The 25,537-nt window shown below is 73.1% G+C and carries 18 protein-coding genes and 1 pseudogene; 11 read left to right on the forward strand and 8 right to left on the reverse strand.

Annotated elements, in window-relative coordinates:
- The first annotated feature begins 1 nt into the window (after position 1).
- The 9 genes from GQF42_RS17025 (at position 2) to GQF42_RS17065 (ending at position 13,005) form a co-directional block, all read left to right on the forward strand.
- Complete coding sequence (locus GQF42_RS17025) at positions 2-1,267, forward strand: 6-phospho-beta-glucosidase (RefSeq protein ID WP_158920836.1); 1,266 nt, start codon at positions 2-4, stop codon at positions 1,265-1,267.
- Positions 1,258-2,229, forward strand: a complete 972-nt coding sequence (locus GQF42_RS17030) for an N-acetylglucosamine kinase (protein WP_158920839.1) — start codon at positions 1,258-1,260, stop codon at positions 2,227-2,229. Before GQF42_RS17025 ends, GQF42_RS17030 begins: the two co-directional genes overlap by 10 nt.
- Positions 2,230-2,430: 201 nt before the next feature.
- Positions 2,431-3,807, forward strand: coding sequence for a hypothetical protein (locus tag GQF42_RS17035; protein WP_158920841.1), 1,377 nt, complete (start codon positions 2,431-2,433; stop codon positions 3,805-3,807).
- Positions 3,808-3,821: 14 nt separating this feature from the next.
- Complete coding sequence (locus GQF42_RS17040) at positions 3,822-4,853, forward strand: glutamate ABC transporter substrate-binding protein (RefSeq protein ID WP_158920844.1); 1,032 nt, start codon at positions 3,822-3,824, stop codon at positions 4,851-4,853.
- 45 nt (positions 4,854-4,898) lie between these two features.
- On the forward strand, positions 4,899-6,173 hold the full coding sequence (locus tag GQF42_RS17045) for a coiled-coil domain-containing protein (RefSeq protein WP_158920847.1): 1,275 nt from the start codon (positions 4,899-4,901) through the stop codon (positions 6,171-6,173).
- Positions 6,170-8,656 carry a serine/threonine-protein kinase gene (locus tag GQF42_RS17050; RefSeq protein ID WP_158920850.1) on the forward strand — a complete coding sequence of 829 codons (2,487 nt, stop codon included), beginning with the start codon at positions 6,170-6,172 and terminating at the stop codon, positions 8,654-8,656. Before GQF42_RS17045 ends, GQF42_RS17050 begins: the two co-directional genes overlap by 4 nt.
- A gap of 3 nt (positions 8,657-8,659) precedes the next feature.
- A complete protein-coding gene (locus GQF42_RS17055; RefSeq protein ID WP_158920853.1) occupies positions 8,660-9,991 on the forward strand; it encodes a PP2C family serine/threonine-protein phosphatase in 1,332 nt (443 codons plus the stop codon).
- A 79-nt stretch (positions 9,992-10,070) separates the two neighbouring features.
- Positions 10,071-11,411: a vWA domain-containing protein gene (locus tag GQF42_RS17060; protein ID WP_158920856.1), complete on the forward strand. Its 1,341-nt coding sequence runs from the start codon at positions 10,071-10,073 to the stop codon at positions 11,409-11,411.
- A gap of 79 nt (positions 11,412-11,490) precedes the next feature.
- Positions 11,491-13,005 (forward strand): FHA domain-containing protein, encoded by a 1,515-nt coding sequence (locus tag GQF42_RS17065; RefSeq protein WP_158920859.1) that lies wholly within the window; start codon positions 11,491-11,493, stop codon positions 13,003-13,005.
- A 2-nt stretch (positions 13,006-13,007) separates the two neighbouring features.
- Here the strand turns inward: GQF42_RS17065 and GQF42_RS17070 are convergent, their stop codons facing one another.
- Positions 13,008-13,985, reverse strand: coding sequence for a methyltransferase domain-containing protein (locus GQF42_RS17070; protein ID WP_158920861.1), 978 nt, complete (start codon positions 13,983-13,985; stop codon positions 13,008-13,010).
- A 79-nt stretch (positions 13,986-14,064) separates the two neighbouring features.
- Between GQF42_RS17070 and GQF42_RS17075 the strand changes: the two genes are divergently transcribed.
- Complete coding sequence (locus GQF42_RS17075; protein ID WP_158920863.1) at positions 14,065-14,469, forward strand: globin; 405 nt, start codon at positions 14,065-14,067, stop codon at positions 14,467-14,469.
- Between the two features lie 55 nt (positions 14,470-14,524).
- Here the strand turns inward: GQF42_RS17075 and GQF42_RS17080 are convergent, their stop codons facing one another.
- The 3 genes from GQF42_RS17080 to ettA are packed head-to-tail and all read right to left on the reverse strand — an operon-like array spanning position 14,525 to position 17,280.
- The gene (locus GQF42_RS17080; RefSeq protein WP_158920865.1) at positions 14,525-15,202 is read right to left on the reverse strand and encodes a hypothetical protein; all 678 of its coding nucleotides are present in this window, start codon (positions 15,200-15,202) and stop codon (positions 14,525-14,527) included.
- Positions 15,199-15,609: an acyl-CoA thioesterase gene (locus GQF42_RS17085; RefSeq protein WP_158920867.1), complete on the reverse strand. Its 411-nt coding sequence runs from the start codon at positions 15,607-15,609 to the stop codon at positions 15,199-15,201. The genes GQF42_RS17080 and GQF42_RS17085 overlap by 4 nt, the downstream gene beginning before the upstream one ends.
- 6 nt (positions 15,610-15,615) lie before the next feature.
- Complete coding sequence (ettA, locus tag GQF42_RS17090) at positions 15,616-17,280, reverse strand: energy-dependent translational throttle protein EttA (protein WP_158920869.1); 1,665 nt, start codon at positions 17,278-17,280, stop codon at positions 15,616-15,618.
- 578 nt (positions 17,281-17,858) lie between these two features.
- Between ettA and GQF42_RS17095 the strand changes: the two are divergent.
- Positions 17,859-18,298 (forward strand): annotated as a pseudogene (locus tag GQF42_RS17095) (large conductance mechanosensitive channel protein MscL).
- 602 nt (positions 18,299-18,900) lie between these two features.
- Here GQF42_RS17095 and GQF42_RS17100 read toward each other — a convergent pair.
- From GQF42_RS17100 to GQF42_RS17115, 4 genes are all read right to left on the reverse strand, one after another.
- Positions 18,901-20,337 carry a Cys-Gln thioester bond-forming surface protein gene (locus GQF42_RS17100; protein WP_407699496.1) on the reverse strand — a complete coding sequence of 479 codons (1,437 nt, stop codon included), beginning with the start codon at positions 20,335-20,337 and terminating at the stop codon, positions 18,901-18,903.
- Between the two features lie 303 nt (positions 20,338-20,640).
- Positions 20,641-21,132, reverse strand: coding sequence for a single-stranded DNA-binding protein (locus GQF42_RS17105; RefSeq protein WP_158920871.1), 492 nt, complete (start codon positions 21,130-21,132; stop codon positions 20,641-20,643).
- 330 nt (positions 21,133-21,462) lie between these two features.
- Positions 21,463-23,730, reverse strand: coding sequence for a YfjP family GTPase (locus tag GQF42_RS17110; protein WP_158920873.1), 2,268 nt, complete (start codon positions 23,728-23,730; stop codon positions 21,463-21,465).
- A 3-nt stretch (positions 23,731-23,733) separates the two neighbouring features.
- Positions 23,734-25,344: a dynamin family protein gene (locus tag GQF42_RS17115; RefSeq protein WP_158920875.1), complete on the reverse strand. Its 1,611-nt coding sequence runs from the start codon at positions 25,342-25,344 to the stop codon at positions 23,734-23,736.
- Positions 25,345-25,537 lie beyond the last annotated feature (193 nt).

A 25,537-nucleotide genomic window follows, 5' to 3' on the forward strand; every position in this document is an offset into this window, starting at 1 on the left:
TATGAAACTCACCGTGGTCGGCGGCGGCTCGACCTACACCCCCGAACTCATCGACGGCTTCGCGCGCCTGAGGGACACCCTGCCCGTCGAGGAGCTGGTGCTCGTGGACCCGGCCGCCGAACGCCTGGAGCTGGTGGGCGGGCTCGCCCGCCGGATCTTCGCCGCACAGGGCCACGGCGGCCGGATCGTCACCACCGACGACCTGGACGCGGGCGTCGACGGCGCCGACGCCGTGCTGCTCCAGCTGCGCGTCGGCGGCCAGGCGGCCCGCGAGCAGGACGAGACCTGGCCGCTGGAGTGCGGCTGCGTCGGTCAGGAGACGACGGGCGCGGGCGGGCTGGCGAAGGCCCTGCGCACGGTTCCCGTGGTGCTGGACATCGCCGAGCGGGTGCGCCGCGCCAACCCGCGCGCGTGGATCATCGACTTCACCAACCCGGTCGGCATCGTCACCCGCGCCCTGCTGCAGGCCGGGCACCGGGCGGCCGGGCTGTGCAACGTGGCGATCGGCTTCCAGCGCAAGTTCGCGAACCTGCTCGGCGTGGCCCCCGCCGACGTCCACCTCGGCCACGTGGGCCTCAACCACCTCACCTGGGAGACCGGGGTACGGCTCGGCGGCCCGCAGGGCGAGAACGTGCTGCCCGAGCTGCTGGCCGAGCACGGCGACGCGATCGCCGACGACGTCCGCCTGCCCCGCCCCCTGCTGGACCGGCTGGGCGTGGTCCCCTCCTACTACCTGCGCTACTACTACGCGCACGACGAGGTCGTCGCGGAGCTGCGCACCAAGCCCTCCCGGGCGTCCGAAGTCGCCGCCATGGAACGGGAGTTGCTCACGATGTACGGCGACCCGGCGCTGCACGGGAAGCCGGCGCTGCTCGCCAGGCGGGGCGGCGCCTTCTACTCGGAGGCGGCCGTGGACCTGGCGGCGGCCCTGCTGGGCGGCGGGGGCAGCCCGTACCAGGTGGTGAACGCGCTCAACGGGGGCACGCTGCCCTTCCTGCCCGACGACGCGGTGATCGAGGTCCAGGCCGCGGTCGGACCGAGCGGCCCGGCCCCGCTGCCGGTGCCGGAGCTGGACCCGCTCTTCGCCGGTCTGGTCGCGAACGTGACCGCGTACGAGGAACTGGCCCTGGAGGCGGCGCTGCGCGGCGGTCGCGACCGGGTCTTCCGCGCCCTGCTGGCCCACCCCCTGATCGGCCAGTACGCGTACGCCGAGACCCTCACCGACCAGCTGATCGCACACAACCGGGAGCACCTCGCGTGGGCCTGACCTCGACCCTGCTCGCCATCGACGCGGGCAACAGCAAGACCGACGTGGCCGTGGTCACCGCCGCCGGGGAGGTCCTGGCCACGGCCCGCGGCGGCGGCTTCCGGCCGCCCGTGGTGGGGGTACCGGCGGCGCTGGACGCGCTGGCCGAGCCGGTCGCGCGGGCCTTCGCGGACGCGGGTGTGGCCTCGGTCTCGCATGTCTCGGCCTGCCTGGCCAACGCCGACCTGCCGGTGGAGGAGGAGCAGTTGGCGGCCGCGCTGCACGCGCGCGCGTGGGGCGCGTCGGTGGAGGTGCGCAACGACACGTTCGCGATCCTGCGGGCGGGCGTGGCCGAGCCCCGGGGCGTGGCCGTGGTGTGCGGCGCGGGCATCAACTGCGTCGGTATGCGCCCAGACGGCCGTACCGCCCGCTTCCCGGCGATCGGCCGGATCTCCGGTGACTGGGGCGGGGGTTGGGCCCTGGCCGAGGAGGCCCTGTGGCACGCGGCCCGCGCGGAGGACGGCCGGGGCGGGCCGACGGCCCTGACCCGCACCCTGCCCGGTCACTTCGGGCTGCCGACGATGTACGCGCTGATCGAGGCGCTGCACCTGGAGCACGTCGACCACGACCGCCGGCACGAGCTGACCCCGGTGCTGTTCGCGACGGCCGACGGGGGCGATGCGGTGGCCCGCGCGATCGTCACCCGGCTCGCCGAGGAGGTGACGGTGATGGCCACGGTGGCGCTGACCCGCCTGGACCTCCTCGGCGAACAGACACCCGTCCTGCTCGGCGGCGGCGTCCTGACGGCCGGTCACGCCCTGCTGGACGACGCCGTACGCGACCTGCTGGCCGCCCGCGCCCCCAAGGCCGAGGTCCGCGTGGTCACCGCGAGCCCGGTCCTGGGCGCGGCCCTGCTGGGGCTGGACCGGCTGCAGGCGGGGTCCCGGGCGCAGCAGCGGGCGCGGGAGCACTGGGAGCGGTGACCGGCCGCCCCCGGCGGAACCGAACAACTGCACAGGGCGTATTCATGTGAGGCGCGCACTGCGATCCGATCAAGATCCAGTGAAGGCCGGTGCGGATGCCGGTGCGTGCCGCGATACTGGGCGGCGACGGATGACCCTGGGGGAGGTCGAGTGACACACCTGCCGAGAAGCAGCACGGCACCACCACCGGCGGGTCCCGGCATGCCCGGCACCCCCGCCCGGTCCGCCCGCCCTGCCCCCGCCGGCTCCCCCGCCCCGCCCGCCCGGCGGACCGCGTTCGCCGAGGGGGTCGACCGGCTGCGGGCCGCGGCCACCACCGAGCCGGGCCGGCTCCGGATCATCGGGGCCGTCCTGGCGCTGCTGGTGGTGGCGTTCGGGGCGAGTGCCGCCTGGCAGGCCGACACCCGCTCGGCCGCCGCCGACGACGTGCTGCACCGCAGCCAGCCGCTCAGTTCGGGCGCGGCCGACATCTACCGCTCGCTGGCGGACGCCAACACCGCCGCCTCCAGCGGGTTCCTGGCCGGCGGTCAGGAGACGCCGCAGTCCCGGACGCGGTACGAGAACGACATCAGTACGGCCGCCGCCGGGCTGGTGACAGCCGCCGCGAACACCGAGCCCGGCTCGGCCTCCGAGGCGACGATCGCCAAGCTGAACCGGCTGCTGCCCGAGTACAAGGGGCTCGTCGAGCGGGCCCGCACCTACAACCGGCAGGGCTATCCGGTCGGCGGCGCGTACCTGCGCTACGCCAACGAGAAGATGCAGCAGGAGATGCTCCCGGCCGCCGAGGATCTCTACACCACCGAGAACGGGCGGCTGGACGCCGACTACGCGGACGCCACGCCGTACCCCTGGATCGCCATCGGGCTCGGCGTGCTCGCGCTCGGCGCGCTCGGCTGGGCCCAGCGCCGCACCTACCGGCGCACCCACCGCGTCCTCAACCACGGCCTGGTCGCCGCCTCCGCCGCCACCACGGTCGCCCTGCTGTGGCTGGTCGTCGGGCACGCGGTGGCCCGCACGGAGCTGACCGGCTCCTACGACAGCGGCATCCGCTCGCTGACCGTGCTGCACGACGCCCGGATCGCCTCCCTGAAGGCGCGCGGCAACGAGAACCTGAGCCTGGTGGCGCGCGGCGCCGAGACCGTCACCGTGGACGGACAGACCTACGACGCCTACTCCTACGACTTCGACAAGGACATGGCCACCCTCGGCAAGGGCCTGAGCCGGGCGGAGAAGCTCGCCGACGACCAGGGCGGCAGCGCCCCGGTGCAGGCGGCCGAGAGCAACATGGCGGTGTGGAAGCAGCGGCACGCCGCGGCCCGCACCGAGGACGAGAACGGCAACTACGACCAGGCGCTCGACAAGGTCATCGGCCCCAAGGACGCCACCGGCCAGTGCTTCGACGGCGTCGACAGCTCGCTCGCCCGGGCCATCGACCACGAGCAGGCGGAGTTCGGCCGGTCCGCCCGGGACGGCCGGGACGCGCTGACCGGGCTGCCGGCGGGCGCGGCCGTGCTCGCGGTGCTCGGCGCGGCCGGCGCGGTGGCCGGCATCGGGCGCAGACTCTCGGAGTACCGGTGACAGGGGGCAGGACGATGTACGCGAGCCGTGTACGGGCCTCCCTGCGAGGCTGGGGCGGGGTCGGCGCGATGGCGGTGCTGTGCGCGCTGGCGCTGGCCTTCGTCCTGCTGCTGCCGTGCACCCAGCAGGTCGCACAGCATGCGCGGCGCGCCGGGCAGGCCGTCGCCCACGGCGTGCAGGCCCGCGCCGACACCTGCAAGCCCTCCGAGGCGCAGGACCAGACGCTGTCACCGTCCGGCGCGGACGGCCCGACGGTCGACGCGATCAAGGCCCGTACGGGCGAGCGGCGCAAGCTGGTCGTGGGCGTCGACCAGAACAGCTACCGCTGGGGATACCGCAATCCGAACACCGAGGGCGCGGAGCTGGAGGGCTTCGACATCGACCTGGTGCACCGGATCGCGCAGGACGTCCTCGGCGACCCGGACGCGGTGCAGTTCAAGGCGATCCCGACCGACCAGCGCATCTCGGCGATCCAGGACGGGCGGGTGGACATGGTCGTACGGACCATGACGATCACCTGCGACCGGTTGTCCCAGGTCGCCTTCTCCGCCCCTTACTTCAAGACCGGTCAGCAGGTCCTGGCGCCCAAGTCGTCCTCGGTCACCGGCTACAACGCGTCCCTGGCGCACAAGAAGGTGTGCACGGCGGCCGGTTCGACGGCGTACACCAAGCTGTCCGACGACAGGAAGGCCGGCACCCTGCCCGCCTCGACCGACATCTCCACGACCGTCCCGAACCAGTTGGACTGCCTGGTCAGGCTGCAACTCGGCGAGGTGGACGCGGTGGTGACCGACGGCGCGCTGGCCGCCAGCCAGGCCGCGCAGGACCCGACGGTCGAGCTCAAGGGCGCGCCGTTCACCACCGAGTACTACGGCGTGGCGATGAAGAAGGACGCCGACGATCTGGTACGCCGGGTCAACCGCGTCCTGGTGGACTACCGCGCAAGCGGCTGGCAACAGTCGTACGACACCTGGCTGTCGGCGACACTGGGAAAGGACTCGGCGGCCTCGAAGCCGCCCGCACCGCGGTATCTGCGCACCGGTTGACCCCCCTACACGACCTTGGAACCCCACAGCAGCGAGAGGTGATCGATGGGCGTCACGGACCCCGCCGGGCCGGTGATGGACCGGGACGAGGTGGACCGTGCGCTGGCGCGGCTCGGCCAGGAGCACGAGGCGATCGAGACCTCGCTGCTGGCCCTGCAGGACCACGCGGGCCGCAGACTCCTCGAGGGTGCCGAGCTGACCGGTGTCACCGCAGAGCGCTGGCAGGCCACCGAGGACCGGATCACCCGGCTGTGGGCGTACTTCGACGCCTACACGGCCGCGCTGCGCGCCGCCCGCGAGATCCGCTCCCGGCGCCGCTGGTCCAGCCGTGAGGACCTGGTGGAGCTGACCGGGCTGCTGCGCGGCGAGGGCGTGACCGTGGCCGGGGAGAGCAGGCTGAGCGAGACCTTCTCGCTGGCCGCCCTCGTGGACCGGATGAACGAGCTGTACGCGACGAGCCTGGACCTGGTCGTCGCCGCCGACGCGGTCTGGTCGGCGCTGCCCGCCCGGATCGATTTACTCGCCGCCGAGCTGCAGCGCACCCGCAAGCTCGCGCACTCCGTCGGCGTACGCCCCGGCGAGCACCCGGCGGGCGACGACCTGGAGCGGATCACACGCACACTGACAAAGCTGCGCAAGGACGTCGTCTGCGACCCGCTCGCGTTCTGGGTACGGGCCGAGGGCAGTTCGGCGCCCGGCGGCGGCCGTCCGGACACCACGGTGTACGACCGTGAGGCGCGCGCCCTGGAGGACGTGCGCCGGGAGATCGACGCCGTACTGACGGTCCGGCAGGACGCGGAGGCGCGGCTGATCCGGTTGCGGGACGTACTCCTGCGTGCCGACCGCACCCTGGCCGAGGCCCGTACCGCGCGCGGCGAGGTGCTGGCGAAGATCGCCGCGACCGAGGTCCCGGTGGTCAGCGGGCCGCCGACCGTGCTCCAGGAGCAGCTGGCGGCGGCGGCCGAGTACCGCAGGCAGGCGCAGTGGCACCGGCTCTCCCCGCTGCTGGAGTCGCTGGAGGAGAAGGCCGAGGACGAACTGCTGCGCGCTCGCGACTCGTTGACCGCGGTCACCGCGCCGCTCGCGGTCCGCGCCGAGCTGCGCGGCCGGCTCGACGCCTACAAGGCGAAGGTGGCCCGGCACGGGCTCGCGGAGGACCCGTTCCTGACCGAGCGCTACGACGCGGCGCGGCGGATGCTGTGGAGCGCGCCCTGTGATCTGCGGGTGGCCGAACAGGCCGTACTGCGCTACCAGCGGCTGGCGGCCGATCTGATCGGCGGGCCGGGCGCACCCGAGGACCGTGAGGGGGACCAGTCATGAGTCAGCCGGGGCAGACCTGTCAGCGGCCGGGCTGCACGGGGTCGTACGAGGACGTCGGCGGTGGCGAGCTGTACTGCGACACCTGCGGTCTCGCGCCGGTCGTGTCGGCCGGGGGTCCCCCCTCCGGGGGAGGCATGGTCGGCTCCCCGCCCACCGGGATCACCAAGGAGGCGCCGCACAGCGGCAGTTCGCGCAGCTCTCGCAGTTCCCGTACGTCGTCGCAGTCGTCGCGCTCGCGCCGCTCGGTGTCGGGGCGGCTGTCCCGGTCCTCGTCGGGCGGGTCCAGCGGGCGGTCGGTGTCGGTGCGCAGCTCCGGTTCGGGGTCGGGGGCGTCGGCGCGCGGGCGGCTGGGCGCCGGGCTGGTGAGCGTGCCTCAGGTGCCGCGGCCCGACCCGCGCGCGATGGTGCTCGAGAACCCGGAGGTGCCGGAGCGCAAGCGGTACTGCTCGCGCTCGGACTGCGGGGCGCCGGTCGGGCGCGCCCGGGGTGAGCAGCCGGGCCGCACGGAGGGTTTCTGCACCAAGTGCGGGCACCCGTACTCCTTCGTGCCCAAGCTGAAGTCCGGGGACGTGGTGCACGGCCAGTACGAGGTCGCGGGCTGCCTTGCGCACGGCGGGCTGGGCTGGATCTACCTCGCCGTGGACCGGGCCGTCGCCGACCGCTGGGTGGTGCTCAAGGGCCTGCTGGACACCGGCGACCAGGACGCGATGGCGGCGGCGATCTCGGAGCGGCGCTTCCTCGCCGAGATCGAGCACGCCAACATCGTGCGGATCTACAACTTCGTCGAGCATCTCGACCAGCGCACCGGCTCCCTCGACGGCTACATCGTCATGGAGTACGTCGGCGGCAAGTCGCTCAAGGAGATCGCCAACGCACGGCGCGCGCCGGACGGCCGCCGCGATCCGCTGCCGGTGGAACAGGCGTGCGCGTACGGCATCGAGGCCCTCGAGGCCCTGGGCCACCTGCACAGCCGCAACCTGCTGTACTGCGACTTCAAGGTCGACAACGCCATCCAGACCGAGGACCAGCTCAAGCTGATCGACATGGGCGCGGTGCGCCGCATGGACGACGAGGAGTCGGCCATCTACGGCACGGTCGGCTACCAGGCGCCGGAGGTCGCCGAGGTCGGCCCGTCGGTGGCGAGCGACCTGTACACGGTGGGCCGGACGCTCGCGGTGCTCACCTTCGACTTCCAGGGCTACACGAACCTCTACGCGGACTCCCTGCCCGATCCGGACACGATCGAGGTCTTCCGCCGCTACGAGTCCTTCTACCGGCTGCTCGTGCGGGCCACCGACCCCGACCCGGCCCGCCGCTTCGGCTCCGCGCAGGAGATGGCCGAGCAGCTGACCGGGGTGCTGCGCGAGGTCGTCTCGCTGCAGACCGGGCATGCGCGGCCGGCCCTGTCGACCCTGTTCGGGCCCGAAGTGCGGGTGGTGGACCGGGAGTTGTTCCCACGGCTGGACGGGGACGTCTCGCGGCTGGGGGCGCGGGAGGTGCGCAGGAGCACGGCACCTGCTCCGGCGCTGCCCCCCGCGGCCCTGGTCCAGGCCGTCGAGACTCCCGCCGCCGCGCTCGCCCTGCCGGTCCCGCTGGTCGACCCGAGCGACCCCAACGCCGGTTTCCTGGCGGGCCTGATGGCCTCGGCCCCGGCGGAGCTGATCGCCGTGCTGGAGGCGGCGCCCACGCAGACCGTGGAGTCCCGGCTGCGGCAGATCCGCGCCCGGCTGGAGAGCGGCGAGCGGCAGAGCGCGCTGATGAGCCTGGCCACGCTGGACGAGGAACGGCCGGACGACTGGCGGGTGGTGTGGTACCAGGGCCTGGCCGCGCTGGTCACCGGTGACTTCGAGGGTGCCGCGCTCGCCTTCGACGCGATCTACGACGCCTTCCCCGGCGAGGCCGCGCCCAAGCTGGCGCTCGGCCTGTGCGCGGAGGTGCTGGGCCAGCTGGACAACGCGGCCGAGTACTACCACCTGGTGTGGGCGACCGACCCGAGCTTCGTCAGCGCCGCCTTCGGGCTGGCCCGGGTGCAGCTCGCGGCCGGGGACCGGCACGGCGCCGTGCGCACCCTGGAGTCGGTCCCGGAGTCCTCCATCCACTTCACGGCCGCCCGGGTCGCCGCCGTACGGGCCCGGCTCAGACAACGTACGGCGGGCGCGGGCGACGTACCGTTCCTGGACGACCTGAGCGCCGCCGCCGGGCAGGTCGAGGCGCTGGACGCGTACGGCCTGGATCCGGCGCGCCGTGAGCAGTTGGCGGCGGAAGTCCTCGGCGGTGCGCTGGACTGGATACTCTCCGGGGGCCAGGGCTCCCAGCCCGGCGCCGGCGGACGGGTGCTGCTGGGCAGCGGTCTGGACGAGCGGGGCCTCCGCTTCGGCCTGGAGCGCGCCTACCGCACGCTGGCCCGGCTGGCGCCCGGCGGCGAGGAGAGGATCGAACTGGTGGAACGGGCCAACCGTTACCGCCCCCGGACGTGGGTGTAGTTGATGTCGCAGATGCCCCAGCAGGCCGCACTGTCGAAGTGCCCGAGCTGCGCGGAGCCCGTGGAGCCGGGTGACCACTTCTGCGGAGCGTGCGGATACGACCTCTCCGTCGTACCGGCGCCGCCGCGGGACCATCCGACGCTGACCATGGGCGGCGCCGGAGGCGGCGACGGGCCGGGCGCCGAGGACGTGGCCTGGCCCGCCCCCGATCAGGACGGCTCCGGCGCCGCGCCAGCGGTGCATCTGCCGACCGACCTGCCCGGCACCGACTCCGGGGACACACCGCTGCCCGGACACGGCGTGCAGGAGGCGCGGGCCGGCTCGGGGGTGTGCTTCGACCGGCCCGCGGAGCCCGACGAGTACCCCCTGCAGGCGCCCGACCCGCGGATGGCCGAGACCGCCGTCGCGGCGGAGGAGCCCGCGCAGCTGTGCGTGGCCTGCCGGTCGGGCCGGGTGGACAGCGACGGCTACTGCGAGAACTGCGGACACGCCCAGCCCCGCGAACGCGACCACGTGGAGCGGGAGTCGGGCCCGGTCGCCGCCGTCAGCGACCGCGGCCTGCGCCACCACCGCAACGAGGACGCCTTCTCCGTCGGCCACACCGCACTGCCCGATGGCACCCCGGCCGTCCTCGCGGTCGTCTGCGACGGCGTCTCCTCGGCCACCCGTCCGGACGACGCCTCCCTGGCCGCCGCCCGGACGGCCGGGGACACGCTGCTGGCCGCCCTGCCGCGCGGCACGCATCCGCAGGCGGCCCTGCACGAGGCGATCGTCGGCGCCGCCCAGGCCGTCAACGCGCTGGCCGACGAGCCCGCCACGGCCCGTGAGCACGCCCCGCACCAGAACGCGCCGGCCTGCACGATCGTCGGCGCGGTGGTCACCCCCGGGCTGCTGGTGGTCGGCTGGGTCGGCGACAGCCGGGCCTACTGGGTGCCCACCGACCGCTCCGCCCCACCCGCCCGGCTCACCGAGGACGACTCCTGGGCCGCGCAGATGGTCGCCGCCGGACTGATGAGCGAGGCCGAGGCGTACGCCGACGAGCGGGCCCACGCGATCACCGGCTGGCTCGGCGCGGACGCCTACGAACTGGAGCCGCACACCGCATCGTTCAAGCCCGACCGGCCCGGTGTCGTCGTGGTGTGCACCGACGGTCTGTGGAACTACGCCGAGACGGCCGAGGAGATGGCCGAGGCCGTCCCCGCCGACGCGGCCGAACGCCCGCTGCACAGCGCCCGGGTCCTGGTCGGTCACGCCCTGGACGGCGGGGGCCACGACAACGTAACAGTGGCCGTCGTGCCGTTCCCGGCGCCGCCGCGGGGGGCAGGATCGGCCTGAGGCCGCGGGCCGGAGGGGACCGGTCTGTTCACAGCCATTCCCTGCTTCAGCAGGGTGGTCAAGGGGGATTTGAGTACGTATGGCCAATTTCTCGAAGTCGAACGTGCCGCAGTTCTCGATGGACGTCTACCAGAACGAGTACCTGCCGGAAGGCGGCCGTGAGGTCAACGCGATCGTCACGGTGACCGCGACCGGCGGGGGCACGATCGGCAGCTCCTCGCCCCAGGTGTACCCACAGGGCGGCGGGCCGTCCGCCGCCGTGGCGGTCATGGTCGACTGCTCCGGCTCCATGGACTACCCGCCGACCAAGATGCGCGGCGCCCGGGACGCCACGGCCGCCGCGATCGACGCCCTGCGCGACGGAACGCACTTCGCGGTGATCGGCGGTACGCACGTGGCCACGGAGGTCTATCCGGGCGGCGGGCGGCTCGCGATCGCCGACGCCACCACCCGCGAGCAGGCCAAGCGGGCGCTGCGCGGGCTCGCCGCGGGCGGCGGTACGGCCATCGGCACCTGGCTGCGGCTCGCCGACCGGCTGCTGAACTCGGCGGACGTCACCATCCGGCACGGCATCCTGCTCACCGACGGCCGCAACGAGCACGAGTCGCCCGAGGACCTGCGGGCGACACTCCAGGCGTGCGCCGGGCGGTTCACCTGTGACGCGCGGGGCGTGGGCACCGACTGGGAAGTGAAAGAAGTCACAGGGATCGCCTCCGCGCTGCTCGGCAGCGCGGACATCGTGGCCGACCCGGCCGGTCTCGCCGCCGACTTCACACGGATGATGGAGACGGCCATGGGCAAGGAGGTCGCCGACGTCTCCCTGAGGGTGTGGACGCCGGTCGGCACGGCCATCCGCTTCGTCAAGCAAGTGGCGCCCACCGTCGAGGACCTGACCACCCGCCGTACGGAGGCCGGGCCGCGCGCCGGGGACTACCCGACCGGTTCCTGGGGCGACGAGTCCCGCGACTACCACCTGTGCGTGGAGGTACCGGCGGCCGGGATCGGCCAGGAGATGCTCGCGGCCCGGGTCTCGCTGGTCGTGCCGCAGGCGGACAACTCCGCGCAGAACCTCGGCGCCCAGGGACTCGTACGAGCCGTGTGGACCGACGACATGACGGCCTCCACCTCGATCAACCCCCAAGTCGCCCACTACACCGGACAGGCCGAACTGGCACAAGCCATTCAGCAGGGGCTCGATCTTCGCAAAGCGGGCGATTTCGATGGAGCAACCGCCAAACTGGGACGTGCTGTTCAGCTCGCCGGCGCCTCCGGGAACGCCGATACTGCGAAACTGCTTGCGAAGGTGGTGGACGTTGTCGACGCCGCGACAGGTACTGTGCGGTTGAAGACGAAGGTCGCCGAGGCGGACGAGATGACTCTGGAGACCCGGTCCACAAAGACTGTTCGTGTAAAGAAGTGACGCTGCCACCCGGCAGCGCCCAGCCGGCCGGACCCTCGGCCGAGCCGGCCGAACCCTCAGGAGAAGGGGAAGCACCGACATGCCGACCTGCCCGAACGGACACCAGTCGGGTTCCGACGACTGGTGCGAGGTCTGCGGTCACCGCATGGCCGGTGCCGTACCTCCGCCCCCTCCCCCGCCGCCTCCCGCCGCCGGCGGCCACGGTTTCCCGCCCCCGGCGGGCGCGGGCGCTCCCGGCGCCCGCCCGCCGGCCGCCGCGGCCCCGGAGCCTGAGCTGTGCCCGCAGTGCCGCACGCCCCGCGAGGGCGGCGCGCCCTTCTGCGAGGAGTGCCGGTGGAACTTCCTGACCAACACGGCCACGTCGTACACCCCGCCGGCCCCGCGCCCGCCCCAGCCCCGTTTCCAGCCGCCGAGCGCGACGTACGGCGGCGGTGAGGGGTACGAGTACCAGGGCTCCCGGCCCTCGCAGGTGAACCGGCCCGCCGAACCGATCCCGTCCTTCGGCAGTGAGCCGTCGGGTCCGACGCCGTTCGGCGGCGAGCGCGCCAGGTCCGGCCCGCCGACCTCCCCGGGTCCGTCGGGCCCGCCCGGCTTCGGCGCTGTGCAGGGTCCGGGCCAGGGCCCGAATTCCGGCGCTCCTTCCGGCTTCGGCGGGCAGAGCGCGGGGCAGGGTCCCGGCGGCCCGTCCGGCTTCGGCGGCGGACAGATCCCGGGCCAGACGTCGGGCCAGGGCCAGGGCCCGGGTCCCGGGGCTCCCGCTCCCGCCGCTCCGCCGTCGTTCGGTCGTGGGCCGGCGTCCGGTCCCGGCGACCCCTTCGGCCGTGAGCCCTCCGCTCCCGGCGCCCCCACTCCCCCCGGCCCGCCCCAGGGCGGCCCCGGCGCGCCCGGCCCCACGGGCTTCGGCGGCGACCCCTCGCGTCCGGTTCCGCCGCCGCCCGGGCCGGTCCCGCCCGCCGGCCCCGGCGGTGCCCCGCAGGCGTTCCAGCAGCCCGGTCCGCCCGCGCCGCCCGCGTTCCCGGGCGAGAGCGGCCGGCCGGCCGCCGGCGGCGGTCCCTCCTTCGGCGGCGGTGACGACGACTGGGTGATCTCCCCGCCGTCGTCCGCCGGCCCGGCCGGACCGGCGCAGGGACAGGTGCCCGGCAGCCCGGGCGGCGGGTACGGCTACCCGCAGGCCCCCTACGCGGAGCCGACCACCTGGACCGCGACGATCGGCCCGGACCGCGAGTACTTCATGGCGATGATGCAGCGCTCGGGTCCCGAGGCCGCGGGGCTCAACCTGCCCGCGTACTCGCCCGAGCAGCAGCGCACGCTCAGCGGCAACCAGATCACCATCGGCCGCCGCCGGCACTCCACCGGAGACACCCCCGACATCGACCTCGCGGTGCCGGCGGAGGACCCGGGCGTCTCGCACCAGCACGCGGTGCTGGTGCAGCAGCCCAACGGCAGCTGGGCGGTCGTCGACCAGAACTCGACGAACGGCACCACGGTCAACATGTCCGAGGAGCCGATCCAGCCGTTCGTACCGGTCCCGCTACAGGACGGCGACCGGGTACACGTGGGCGCCTGGACGACGATCACCGTCCGCCGGGGCTGAGTTCAGGGCAGGGGCCAGACGTACGGCCCCTGCGGGTCGTCCAGCCACACCCAGGCGTGCTCGCCGGCGACCGTGACGCCGTACCGCTCGCGCTCCGGCATGCCCTCGCGCTCCCACAGCGCGCAGGCCGCGTGCGGATCGAGGGCACGCCGGGTCAGCGCGAGCAGGAAGCGGATCGTCTCCTGCTCGCGGACCCGGTCCGGCAGCCCGGCCCGCGGTACCCCCGCCGATGCCGTCCCGCCCTCGCCGCGCAGCGGTACGAAGTGGGCGGCCGTCGGCAGGAAACGGCCCTCGGCGTGTTCCGGGTCCCGGACCGTCAGCGCCAGCAGACCGGTGGCCAGCGGGGTCAGGATCCCGGCGCCGGGGCGGCACTGGGCGAGCCAGGCACGCGGGACCGTGGACAGCGCGCAGGTGGCGATGATCCGGTCGAAGGGGGCCCGTTCGGGCACTCCGCGGGCGCCGTCGCCGGTGACGACGGCCGGGTGGTGGCCGGCCGCCTGAAGGTGCCGACGGGCCGTCTCGGCGATCTCCGGTTCCAGGTCGATCGTGGTGACGAGGCCGTCGTCACCGAGCCGGTGGGCGAGCAGGGCCGCGTTGTAGCCCGTTCCGGCGCCCACCTCCAGGACCCGGTCGCCGTCCTCGACACCCAGCGCGACCAGCATCCGGGCCATCAGCGAGGGCTGGCTGCTGGAGGAGACCAGCTCGCCGTCGCGCAGCCGGGTGGCCAGCGGGGCGTCCGTGTAGGCGCCGCGCACCCAGTCCGCACGAGCGAGCCGGTCGGGGCTCTCGCCCCAACGGCGCCGGTACCCGCCGCGCCCGGCGACGTAGTAGTACGGCACGAAGAGGTGCCGGGGCACGGCGGCGAACGCCTCCCGCCACACCGGGTGCCCGGCCCAGGCTCCGTCGGCGTCGATCTCCCGCACCAGTGCGGCCCGCGCGGCGGCGGCCAGGCAGTCGGTCTCGGTGTCGTACGGCCCCATGGATCCACAGTAGGGGCCGGGACGGTCACCGGGTCCTAAGCCTTGAGTCCTGGGTCACCCGGTCTGAGACGATGTACAGGTGAAAGAGATTCGGCGCGGCACGCTTCAGGAGCAGACCTTCTACGAGCAGGTCGGCGGGGAGGAGACCTTCCGTCGGCTCGTCCACCGTTTCTACCAGGGAGTCGCCGAGGACCCGCTCCTTCGGCCGATGTACCCGGAGGAGGACCTGGGCCCCGCCGAGGAGCGGCTGGCCCTGTTCCTGATGCAGTACTGGGGCGGCCCCACCACCTACAGCGACAACCGCGGCCACCCCCGGCTGCGCATGCGGCACGCGCCGTTCACGGTGGACCGGGCGGCGCACGACGCGTGGCTGAGGCACATGCGGGCGGCCGTGGACGAACTCGGGCTCTCCGAGGAGCACGAGCGGACGCTGTGGAACTACCTGACGTACGCGGCCCAGTCGATGGTGAACACCCCGGAGTGAGTCCGGGAGGGGACCGGGCGCCGAGGAAGGGCCGGGCGCCGAGGAAGGGCCGGACTCAGCGGACGCTGACGCCCAGCGGGCCGAGCCCGGCCCGCCGGACGGCGACGGAGCCGTACGGGGTGCGCAGCCGCAGCCATGCCCCCGAGGAGAACAGCCCGGTGTCCGCCGACCGCGTGCCCGGGCGCAGGAAGCCCAGGGACTGCGCCGCGTGCACGGCCCGCACCGGCAGCCCGGTCCGGCCGATCTCCCGGGACCAGATGTCCCCCCCGATCCGGTCGAGTTCGGCGCGGGTACGTGCCTGAGGCCCCAACTCCTGTGTGCGCGAGCGGAATTCGGCGACCGCGGCGGCGACGGTGGCCCGCAGCGCGTCCGGAGCGGGCAGGCCCGGCTCGGGCCGCCAGCCACCGCGCGGCGGCAGCACCCCGGCCCACGGCGGCCCGGTGACGGCGGCCGGGACGGCGGCGGTGGCCGCGCGCTCGTCCACCGACTCCAGCAGCTCACCGGCGGAGACGGTCACATCGAGGGTGACCTCGAGCCCGTCCTCGTACGGCTTCGCCAGCCGCACCGCGCGCACGGCCAGCACCTCGAAGGAGGGGGGCCGGCCGAAGACGGCTAGCGCGGTGCCGGCCGCCTGCAGACGCACCGCGGCTCCACGGTCGTAGTGGAGCAGCCGGGAGAGGAAGGCGGCGAGGTCCGCCGCCTCCGTCTCGTCGGCAAGGTGCAGCACCGTCATGCGGCGACGGCCTCCCCGGCCTCGTCCGTGTACTGCTCGAGGAACGCGCGCTCCTCGTCGGTGATCCGCCGCGGGCGCTGGGCCTCGAAGTCGAACGGCACGACCACGGTCGAGGCCCGTGCGTAGACCGCTTCCTCGTCCTTCACCTCGTAGGAGACGGTGAAGGACACGGCCTTGATCTGGGTGACCCACAGCTCGATGTCCACGGGCGTGGGCCGGTGGACGAGCTGGCGCCGGTAGTCGATCTCATGGCGCGCCACCACGGACCCCTGCCGGGACTCCGCGGGCCGGCCGGACATGAAGTCGATACGGGCTTCCTCCAGGTAGCGCAGGAAGACCGCGTTGTTGACATGGCCGTAGGCGTCCATGTCCGACCAGCGCAGCGGGCAGCGGTAGATGTGCCGCAAGACCGATCAGCCCCGGGTCAGCTTCTTGTAGGTGGCGCGGTGCGGACGCGCGGCGTCCGGACCGAGCCGCTCGATCTTGTTCTTCTCGTACGACTCGAAGTTGCCCTCGAACCAGAACCACTTCGACTCGCCCTCGTAGGCGAGGATGTGCGTGGCGACCCGGTCGAGGAACCACCGGTCGTGGGAGACGACCACGGCACAGCCCGGGAACTCGAGAAGGGCGTTCTCGAGGGAGGACAGGGTCTCCACGTCCAGGTCGTTGGTGGGCTCGTCGAGGAGCAGCAGGTTGCCGCCCTGCTTGAGGGTCAGCGCCAGGTTGAGGCGGTTGCGCTCACCACCGGACAGGACACCGGCCGGCTTCTGCTGGTCCGGCCCCTTGAAACCGAAGGCGGAGACATACGCGCGGGACGGCATCTCGACCTGGCCGACGTTGATGTAGTCGAGCCCGTCGGACACGACCTCCCACAGCGTCTTCTTGGGGTCGAGGTTCGCGCGGCTCTGGTCGACGTAGGAGATCTTGACGGTCTCGCCGACCTTGATGTCGCCGGAGTCCGGGGTCTCCAGGCCCTGGATCATCTTGAACAGCGTGGTCTTGCCGGCGCCGTTCGGGCCGATGACACCGACGATGCCGTTGCGCGGCAGCGTGAAGGAGAGCCCGTCGACGAGGACCTTCTCGCCGAAGGCCTTGTTCAGCTTGTCGACCTCGACGACGACGTTGCCGAGCCGCGGGCCCGGCGGGATCTGGATCTCCTCGAAGTCCAGCTTCCGCATCTTGTCGGCCTCGGCGGCCATCTCCTCGTACCGCGCGAGACGGGCCTTGGACTTGGCCTGGCGTCCCTTGGCGTTGGAGCGGACCCACTCCAGCTCTTCCTTGAGCCGCTTCTGCCGCTTGGCGTCCTTCTGACCTTCGACCTTGAGACGGGCCGCCTTGGTCTCCAGGTACTTGGAGTAGTTGCCCTCGTAGCCGTGCAGACGGCCGCGGTCGACCTCGCAGATCCAGCCGGCGACGTTGTCGAGGAAGTACCGGTCGTGGGTGACGGCCACGACGGTGCCCGGGTACTTGGCGAGGTGCTGCTCCAGCCAGTTCACCGACTCGGCGTCGAGGTGGTTGGTGGGCTCGTCGAGGAGCAGCAGGTCGGGCTGCTCCAGCAGGAGCTTGCAGAGCGCGACGCGGCGCTTCTCGCCACCGGAGAGGTTGGTGACGGGCCAGTCGCCGGGCGGGCAGCCCAGCGCGTCCATGGCCTGCTCGAGCTGGGCGTCGAGGTCCCAGGCGTTGGCGTGGTCCAGCTCCTCCTGGAGCTTGCCCATCTCGTCCATGAGCGCGTCGGTGTACTCGGTCGCCATCTGCTCGGCGATCTCGTTGAACCGGTCCAGCTTGCCCTTGACCTCGGCGACACCGTCCTGGACGTTCTCCAGGACGGTCTTCTCCTCGTTCAGCGGGGGCTCCTGCAGCAGGATGCCGACGCTGTAGCCCGGCGACAGGAACGCGTCGCCGTTCGACGGCTGCTCAAGACCAGCCATGATCTTCAGCACGGTCGACTTACCGGCACCGTTCGGGCCGACGACACCGATCTTCGCTCCCGGCAGGAAGCTCAGGGTGACGTCGTCGAGGATCACCTTGTCGCCGTGCGCTTTGCGCGCCTTGCGCATGGTGTAAATGAACTCAGCCAAGAGAAACCGTCCGGCAGCTTGAAATCTGGCAGTGGGCAGATACACCCCATCTTGCCCGACGGCCAGCCTTGGGTGTTAACCCGTTTGGTTGGGGGGCTGTGACCTGGGGTTTCGTGGGGCGCGGCGGTCGCGCGGCAGTGGCTCGTCGGTCGCTGTCGGTCGTCGTCGGGCAGCCTCGGGCGACCCGGGGGCGGCTCTGGGGCGCTCACCCGTCGGCCCGCCGGCCACTCGGCGAGCCGGACCCTCACATGGGGGTGTGGGCCTGCCCGTGGCGGGTGTGGGCGTGTACATGGGGGCGCGGGTGATCTCGGCCGGCGCCGCCGCGTCGGGTACACCGTCCATTCGTACGCGTGAAGTCGCCCAAGGGCCGGCGGCCGCTGACCTCGCCGGTGGGTGAATTCCGTGAACTGTTCGTTGCTCAGGTGCGACCATTCGCCCGATCGGCGTACGGGCCGCCGATGGATTTCGGCGGGCGAGGGAAGAACACCTCCCGCCTCCGCGCCGTCCCGCTCCAGGCGCGCCGAAGAATGTAGCGTGCTGCCCGGCCCCGATCGGGGCCCTGTCGCGAGGAGCCGGGAATGCTCAAGGGTTTCAAGAACTTCCTGATGCGCGGCGACGTCATCGTCGTAGCCATGGGTCTCATTGTCGCACTGGCATTCAGCACCCTGATCAAGGCGTTCACCGATTTCGTGATCAACCCCATCATTGCCCGCGCCCAGGGCAGCCATTCAGTCGGATTGGGATGGCAGCTCGGCCAGGCGGGCAACAAGGCCACGTACCTTGATATCGGATCCTTCATTTCGGCGGTCATCTACTTCATCATCTTCATGGCCGTCGTCTATTTCCTCATCGTAGTGCCGTACAAGCATTTTTCGGCGCGGCGCGGTGTGGTGGTCTTCGAAGCGCCGGGGCCCGTCAAGGCCCGGCCTGCCTGTGCGAGGACCTGCCGGCCGCTGCCACCAAGTGCCGGCACTGCGGTTCCGAGCAGCCGCCGTCGGCCGGGGCGTCACAGCCCTGAGCGGACGGGGCCCGCCGGTGCATCGCGCATTGCCGACAGGCAAGGTGCCCGAATCGGCAACACGGTCGTCTCCGGTTGACCGGTCGGAGGAATTCGCGTCTCCCCCGTGCAGTCCGAGCGATCGCCGAATTTTCTATTCTCTGAGGTGCGGCATGGCCGGTGGTGTCTCCTCGCCCCGAAGGACGAGGCGCATGCGACCGTCGACGGACAAGATGTACTGACGGGCTGGAGTGCGGGGGCCCAACGCCTACTGGGCTACCGGGCCGAGGAGTTCGGTGGGTGGCACGGCGCCGATCCGCTGCACGTCCCTGCGGACAGCGCCCGGGACGAAAAGCCGGATCGAGGCGGCATTATGGGCCTGCCTTCTGATACCTGCTTCAGGTGAAGAGCACTGACTGATCCGCGCGGGCCTTTTCAGTGAATCTCCATTCCATGTCGATGTATTCGACAGCGCGTTGCGTTTTGTCGCACAGGCCCGGCGGCACCTGATGGGTGTTTGCGGCTGACGATTTTGCGGGCTGCCCCGGGTACCCGAACGCGGGGAGCCGCCGCATACCGGCAGCCACCGCAACCCGTGCCCCCGGGCCGTCGGCCGACCTGCCTCAGTCGCCCGGCTGCTCCCGCTTGCGCAGGATCACCAGGACCGCACCGCCGATGACGACCAGCCCGATGGCCGCGCCCGCGATCAGGGGGGTGATCGCGGAGCCGCCCGTCGCGGCGAGGTCGGTGTCGGGAGCCGCGGTGCCGCCGCCCACCGAGGCGGGGCTGGGCTCGTTGTGGACCTTGGCGCCCTGGGTCGTGATCACGCCCTGGGTCCTGCAGTCGAGGACGCCGGTGAAACGCTGGCTGAAGCCGTTCGGACCGGTGATCGTGAAGTCGTAGGCCTGGTCCTCCTGGAGCGGGACCGTCACCGTGCGGGTGGCGCCCGCGGGGATGGTGTGCTCGGCACCCATCAGCGCGAAGCCGAACGGCTTGTCGCCGGAGTTCACCACGATGATGTCCACGGCGCTGTCCGCACAGTTCTTGCGAGCCGAGACCGCCGGTATGGCGCCCTCGGCCGCCCAGGTGACGCCGGCGGTCGCGGAGACCGTTGACTCGCTGGACCCGGCCAGTATCTGGGTCTGGCTGCGGCTGTCCGAGGAGAACGCACGGCCCACTGGCACGGTGGTCGACGCCTGCACGGTCAGCTGGGCGGTGCCTCCCCCACTTCCGGACGCGTGCGAAGCATCCCCCTCCGTGTCCTTGGGGACGTCGAAGTACAGCCGGCTGCCGTTCTTCGCGGTGGTGACCGCCTTGCCGGTCTTGTCGACGATCCGCACCCCGGTGGTGGCTGCGTCCGCCGGCGGGCTGACCGCGACACCGGTCGCGTTGGTGTGCACGGTCACCGGTCCCAGCAGCGCGCCGGGCCGCCCGGACACCGCGGGCGGGTCCAGGGTGAGCGAGGCCTGCGGTTCGGCGAGGTCACGGGCGCTCTTCTGCAGGTAGTCGGCGAGCTTCTCGGCCTGCGGGTCGGCGGCGTCGACCTTCGCGCCGTCGGAGTAGCGCCAGATGGCCACCTGGGTGCCGGCTGCCGCGTCCTGCTCGGTGAGGCTGCCGGCGCCCGCCTTGCGGGCGAGTGCGGCGAGGTCGTTGACCTGGGGGTAGGAGTTCTGCAGGATCCAGCGGATCCTGCCGGCGTTCTTGTTGGTGCCCAGCGAGGTGCCGCTCCAGGACGTCTCCCGGTAGGGCGCATCGCGCTGGGTGGGGCTGTACAGGTCGACGCAGTACGTCTGCAGGGTGCCGCCGCCGTCGACGGACATCTCGAACAGGCCCGCCTCCACCCGCTGGTCGCCGCCGGCCTCGTGGATCACGGCCTCGCCGTAGGTCTTCAGGCCGTTGATGGTGGCCGTCGCCCCGCCCTGGGTCTGCGGTGTCCCCTCGGCCACAGCCGTACCGGCGCCGGACAGCACACCGGCCGCCACGATGCCGGACACCGACGCGACGGCGGCCAGGCGGGCCGCGGGGGCGGACCGGTGAAACCCAGAGAACGCACCAAGCACAGAATTCCCCTTCGAGCAGGACCCGTTGGACGTGGGGGACGGTCCCACCAGCAGAATCGGCAGCCCCTAGGGGCATGCCCGGCATCCTATGGATCAGCCGGAGCCTCCCCTGCCGGTCGGATGATCCGATGGGGGATCCGATCCGTAATCGTTATCGCCGGGACCGTCCATGAGCTGGGCATATCGACAAATCCACCGGTTCGTACAGGGTGTTGGGCGATCCGGTACGGCCGAGCGGTCCCCGGTGGTGCCAGGTGGCGCCCGGTGGCGCCGACCCGTGCGCACCGCCGGTGGTCGCTGACCTCACGTCACCATGACGGGCACTGCGGCCTGTTGATGACGTTCTTGACCGGTTCCTGCCTCGGTCCGGTCGTCCGCGGGGCGCGGTGTCTCCCAGTTCGGCTCCGGCCTCGTCGCCGACGGCTGTGTCTCCGGCCTGGCCGCGCGCTGGAAGGCCGCCGTACCGCGGGCGAGGTCATGGCCGATCGCCGCGGCGTCGATGTCGGCGGAGGCCCACTGCTGCTGACCGTCGCGGACCTCCGTGCGCACCTTGAGCCGACCCTGGACGACGACGGGCTGGCCCACCTCCACCGACGCCATCACGTTGACCGCGAGCTGGCGATTGGCCCACACCGTGAAGAAGTTGGTGTGCCCGTCCGTCCAGGCGCTCTTCTCGCGGTCCCAGTAGCGGGAGGTCACCGCCAGCCGGAACCGGGCCGACGGACCCGCCGCCAGCTCCCGGTACACCGGCTGGGTCGCCACGTTGCCCACCACGCAGACGATGGTCTCGTTCATGTCCTCGCTCCCCTCCCCCGCCCGGCGTCCTGCGGCCCGCGGGCGGCACGCGTACGGGGCCGTCCCGTACCGCTGTGGCGCGGCGGCCGCACCGCCTACCGCGATCGCCGCGACCCCAGAGTGCCGCCGCCGGGCCGGGCCCGCCGGACGCTGTGGACGACCATCCCACCTGTGGAAAACCCCGCCACCCGCACGAGTGGCCCACGGCCCGCGTCACCGCACCCGACCCCCACCCCGACCCCGGCCCGCGTCACCGCACCCGACCCCCACCCCCGTCACCTCACTCGCGCCCCGACGCCGGCACCAACCCCGTCACCGGACCCACCCCCGTCACCGCACCCGCGCCCCGCTCCCGTCCCGCACCACCCTGCCGTACTGCTCCCGCACCTCCCGGTAGCGCAGCAGCTCCGCCGCCACCGGATCGAGCACCCGGGCCCGGCCGCAGCTCGCCGCCGCCTCGCGCAGGCGCCGTTCCGCGTCCTGGCCGTAGCGCCGGGCCGGGCCTCTCGCCGCCATCCGGCAGCCCCACTCGACCATCGGCCCGCCGATGATCCCGCACACCATCAGCAGCACCGGAACCCCCAGGTTGGGTGCCATGACACCGGCGATCTGCCCGACCAGCCACAGGCCGCCGATGACCTGCAGCAGCGTCATCGCCGCCTGGACCAGCACCGCCGCCGGCCACCACCCCGGGCGCGGCGGGCGCCCCGGCGGCAGGCCGGCCCGTTCCGCCAGCTCGTCCAGCGCCTCGGACAGTCCCTGGGACCCGCGTGCGGCCGCCTCGCGCACCGCCTGCGCCCAGGGTGCGGGCAGCCCGGCCGAGGCCCGGTCGGAGACCGTACGGACCGCCTGCTCCACGCGCTGGCGGGCCGTCGCCTCCTCGTCGGGCTGGGTCCGCACGAGGTGGCGGCCGGTGGGAGACTCGCCGCGATGCTGGTACCAGCGCCACAGCCGGAGCCAGGGCGTGCCGCAGGCGCGGCCCGCGTTGCGCAGCCAGGCGCGCTCAGCGGCCTCGCCCGCCGCGGTGGCGCCGACCGCGTCCGCGAGCCGCGCGGCGAACTCCTCGCGCGCCTCCTCGCTGAGGCCGGACCGGCGCACCGTGGTGTAGACGGGCCGCAGCTCGGCCGCGGCGGCGTCCACGTCGGCCGCGACCCGGCGGGCCGCCGCACCGCGCTCGGCCACGAACTCGCCGAGGCTCTCGCGCAGGTCCGCGACGCCCTGGCCAGTGAGCGCGGACAGCGCGAGCACCGTGGCGCCGGGTTCGCCGTGCTCGCCGAGGGCGACGCCGTCCTCGTCCAACAGCCGCCGCAGGTCGTCCAGGACCTGGTCGGCGGCGTCCCCGGGCAGCCGGTCGACCTGGTTGAGGACGACGAACATGACCTCCGCGTGACCGGCCAGGGGGCGCAGATAGCGCTCGTGCAGCACGGCGTCGGCGTACTTCTCCGGGTCGACGACCCAGATCACCGCGTCGACCAGTTTCAGGATGCGGTCGACCTGCTTGCGGTGCTCCGCGGCGGCGGAGTCGTGGTCGGGCAGGTCGACCAGGACCAGACCGCGCAGCTGCCCCTCGGTATCCGCGCTCTGCAGCGGGCGGCGGCGCAGCCGGCCCGGGATACCGAGCCGGTCGATGAGGCTCGCGGCGCCGTCGCTCCAGCTGCACGCGATGGGCGCGGCCGTGGTCGGACGCCGCACCCCGGTCTCCGAAATGGCCACTCCGGCAAGGGCGTTGAACAGCTGCGACTTGCCGCTGCCGGTCGCGCCCGCGATGGCGACGACCGTGTGCCGACCGGACAGCTTGCGGCGGGCGGCCGCCTCGTCCAGGACCCGGCCCGCCTCGGCCAGGGTCTCGCTGTCCAGCCGGGTGCGGGAGAGCCCGACCAGCTCGCGCAGGGCGTCCAGGCGGGAGCGCAGCTTGCCGTCGTAGGCCAGCGGGGCCGGGGTCTGGCTGCCGTGGCCGCGGCCCGAGGTCTCCATGGCCGTGGCCCGTTCGGCCGCGAGGGCGGCGGCGGTGGCCTCGGTGACCCGCCGGGCGATCAGCCCGTCGTCCCAGGCCTCGTCCGACTCCGCCGACTCGGGGTCGGCGTCCGGGCCGGGCCCGTGGAGGCTGAGGGCGGCCGGGATGCGGGGGTGCGGGGGCGGAACACGCCGCGGCGGCGCGGCGGTCCTGTCCGGGTCCTTCCTCGGCTCCGGGCGCTGAGGCGGGAACAAGTCGACACCGTCGCCGTCTACCCGGCGCGCGTCCCCTGCGTCCCCTGCGTCCCCTGGACCTGTTTCACCTGCTCCACCCACTCCACCGGCTCTGTCTTGCCGGTACGCACCCATCGTGCCGACGCCGCCGTGCCCGGCAGCGCCCCGGCGGGCGCCGCCCTCGTCCTGCACGCGCGCGTACGGCTGGCTCACCGCGCCGTCGTCGCCGGCCCCGGCCGCGCCGTCCGTGCCGTCGGCCCGGATCCCGGTGCCGGTGCCGGACGTACCGGTACGGCCGTCCATCGCGCCCTCGCCCAGCTCCACCCGGTCGTTGCTGTCGTGCTCCATGCGCCCCACGCGTCCCAAGTGGTCAATGTGATCCGTGTGCTCCTGGTCAGTGACAGCGGTCACCGGTCACCTCTCCTTCTGCAGCAGCGACAGTGCGGCGATGAGTTCGGCCTGGGGCTCGGGATGGACGTCCAGGGCGTCGAGCGGGGCGAGGCGCCGCTCGCGCTCGCGGAGCATGACGCGGTCCACGCGCTCGCCCAGCAGGCGTCCGGCCCGGTCGCGCAGCCGTAGCGCGCCATGGGCGCCGAGCCGCTCGGCGAGCCCCTCGCCCGCGGTGCGCGCCCGGCGTCCGCCGAGCAGCGCGGTGGCGACCAGGGCGGCGACGGCCTCCGGATCGGGGGCGCCGGAGCGCTCCAGATCGCGCGATTCCTCCTCGGCGTACTCCTCCAGTTCGCGCCGCCAGCGCCGTACGGCGAGGCCGATGCGGTGCTCGGCGCTCTCCACGGAGGACTCGCCGGCGGCGAGGGCGGGGTCGGCTCCGGCGGGCTCGAGCCGCCAGGCCTCGTCGACGCGCTCGTCGGCGGCGGTGACGGCGCACAGCAGCAGGGCGACCAGGCTCTCCACGAGCGCGTCCAGGAGTTCCCCGGCGGTGCAGTCCAGCGGGAAGGCCCGCCAGCGCTTGAGGGCGTCCCCGGAGAGTACGGCGCCGGACCGCAGCCGGTCGCGCACGCGCGCGTGCTCGCCGTCGTAGGCGGCCTCCACGGCGGTGGTGAGCCGGAGCGCGGCGGCGTACTGGGCGGCGGCCGCGCCGGCCAGCTCGGACATCCGGGACCTGAGCGAGTCGAGCAGGCCGTGGGCGGTACGGAGCATGACGTGCCGACGCGCGGCAGGGTCCTGGGCGTGATGGGCGAGCCAGTCCTTCAGCGGGGCGACGGCGGTCGTGGGCAGCAGCCCGGCGCCCCAGGCGGACTCGGGCAGCTCGGGCACGGTGAAGCGGGGTACGTCGCCGAGCCCGGCCTTGGTGAGCAGGGCACCGTACTGCCGGGAGACCTCGGAGACCACCTGGTGGGGCACCCGGTCCAGGACGGTCACGAGCGTGGCGTCGTACTCCTTGGCGGTGCGCAGCAGGTGCCAGGGTACGGCGTCGGCGTAGCGGGCGGCCGTGGTGACCATGATCCAGATGTCTGCGGCGCAGATCAACTCGGCGGCCAGGGCGCGGTTGTCGGCGATCAGGGAGTCGACGTCCGGTGCGTCGAGGAGGGCGAGTCCGGGCGGAAGGGTCTCGGCGCTCTCGACGCGCAGCACGCGCGCGGGGTGCTCGGCGCCGGACATCAGGAGGTCGTCGGTGGTCTCGTGCTGGGGCGACCACACGCGCGTGAGGTCGGGCAGGACCCGCATGTCGCTGAACCAGTGATGATCCTCCGGATGGCAGACAAGCACCGGCGTCCGGGTCGTCGGCCGCAGCACGCTCGCCTCGCTCACCCGTCGGCCGACGAGCGAGTTGACGAGCGTCGACTTGCCGGCGCCGGTGGAACCGCCGACGACGGCCAGCAAGGGCGCCTCGGGGTCCCGCAGACGGGGTACCAGATAGTCGTCGAGCTGAGCGAGCAGTTCGTCGCGGTTGGCACGCGCGCGTGGGGCTCCGGCCAGGGGCAGCGGAAAGCGTGCGGCGGCGACACGGTCGCGCAGCGCGGAGAGTGTGTCGAGCAGCTGAGGCCGTACGTCCAAGGTCACCACATGCGAAGAATGCCCAATTTTAGGGGAATTCTGAAGCATATAGACATGTCTGCGCGCCGACGGCGCACAAAGGGCAGAAGGGATGACTGGGACGCGCGCGCAGTCCAGGCATAACGAGTGCACAACACCCGGTGCGTCGGACGCCAAAAGCGATGCACGATTCGTACCTGCCTGCGATTATCAGGACCGCTTC

Source organism: Streptomyces broussonetiae (assembly GCF_009796285.1).
In the GTDB taxonomy this organism is placed as follows: domain Bacteria; phylum Actinomycetota; class Actinomycetes; order Streptomycetales; family Streptomycetaceae; genus Streptomyces; species Streptomyces broussonetiae.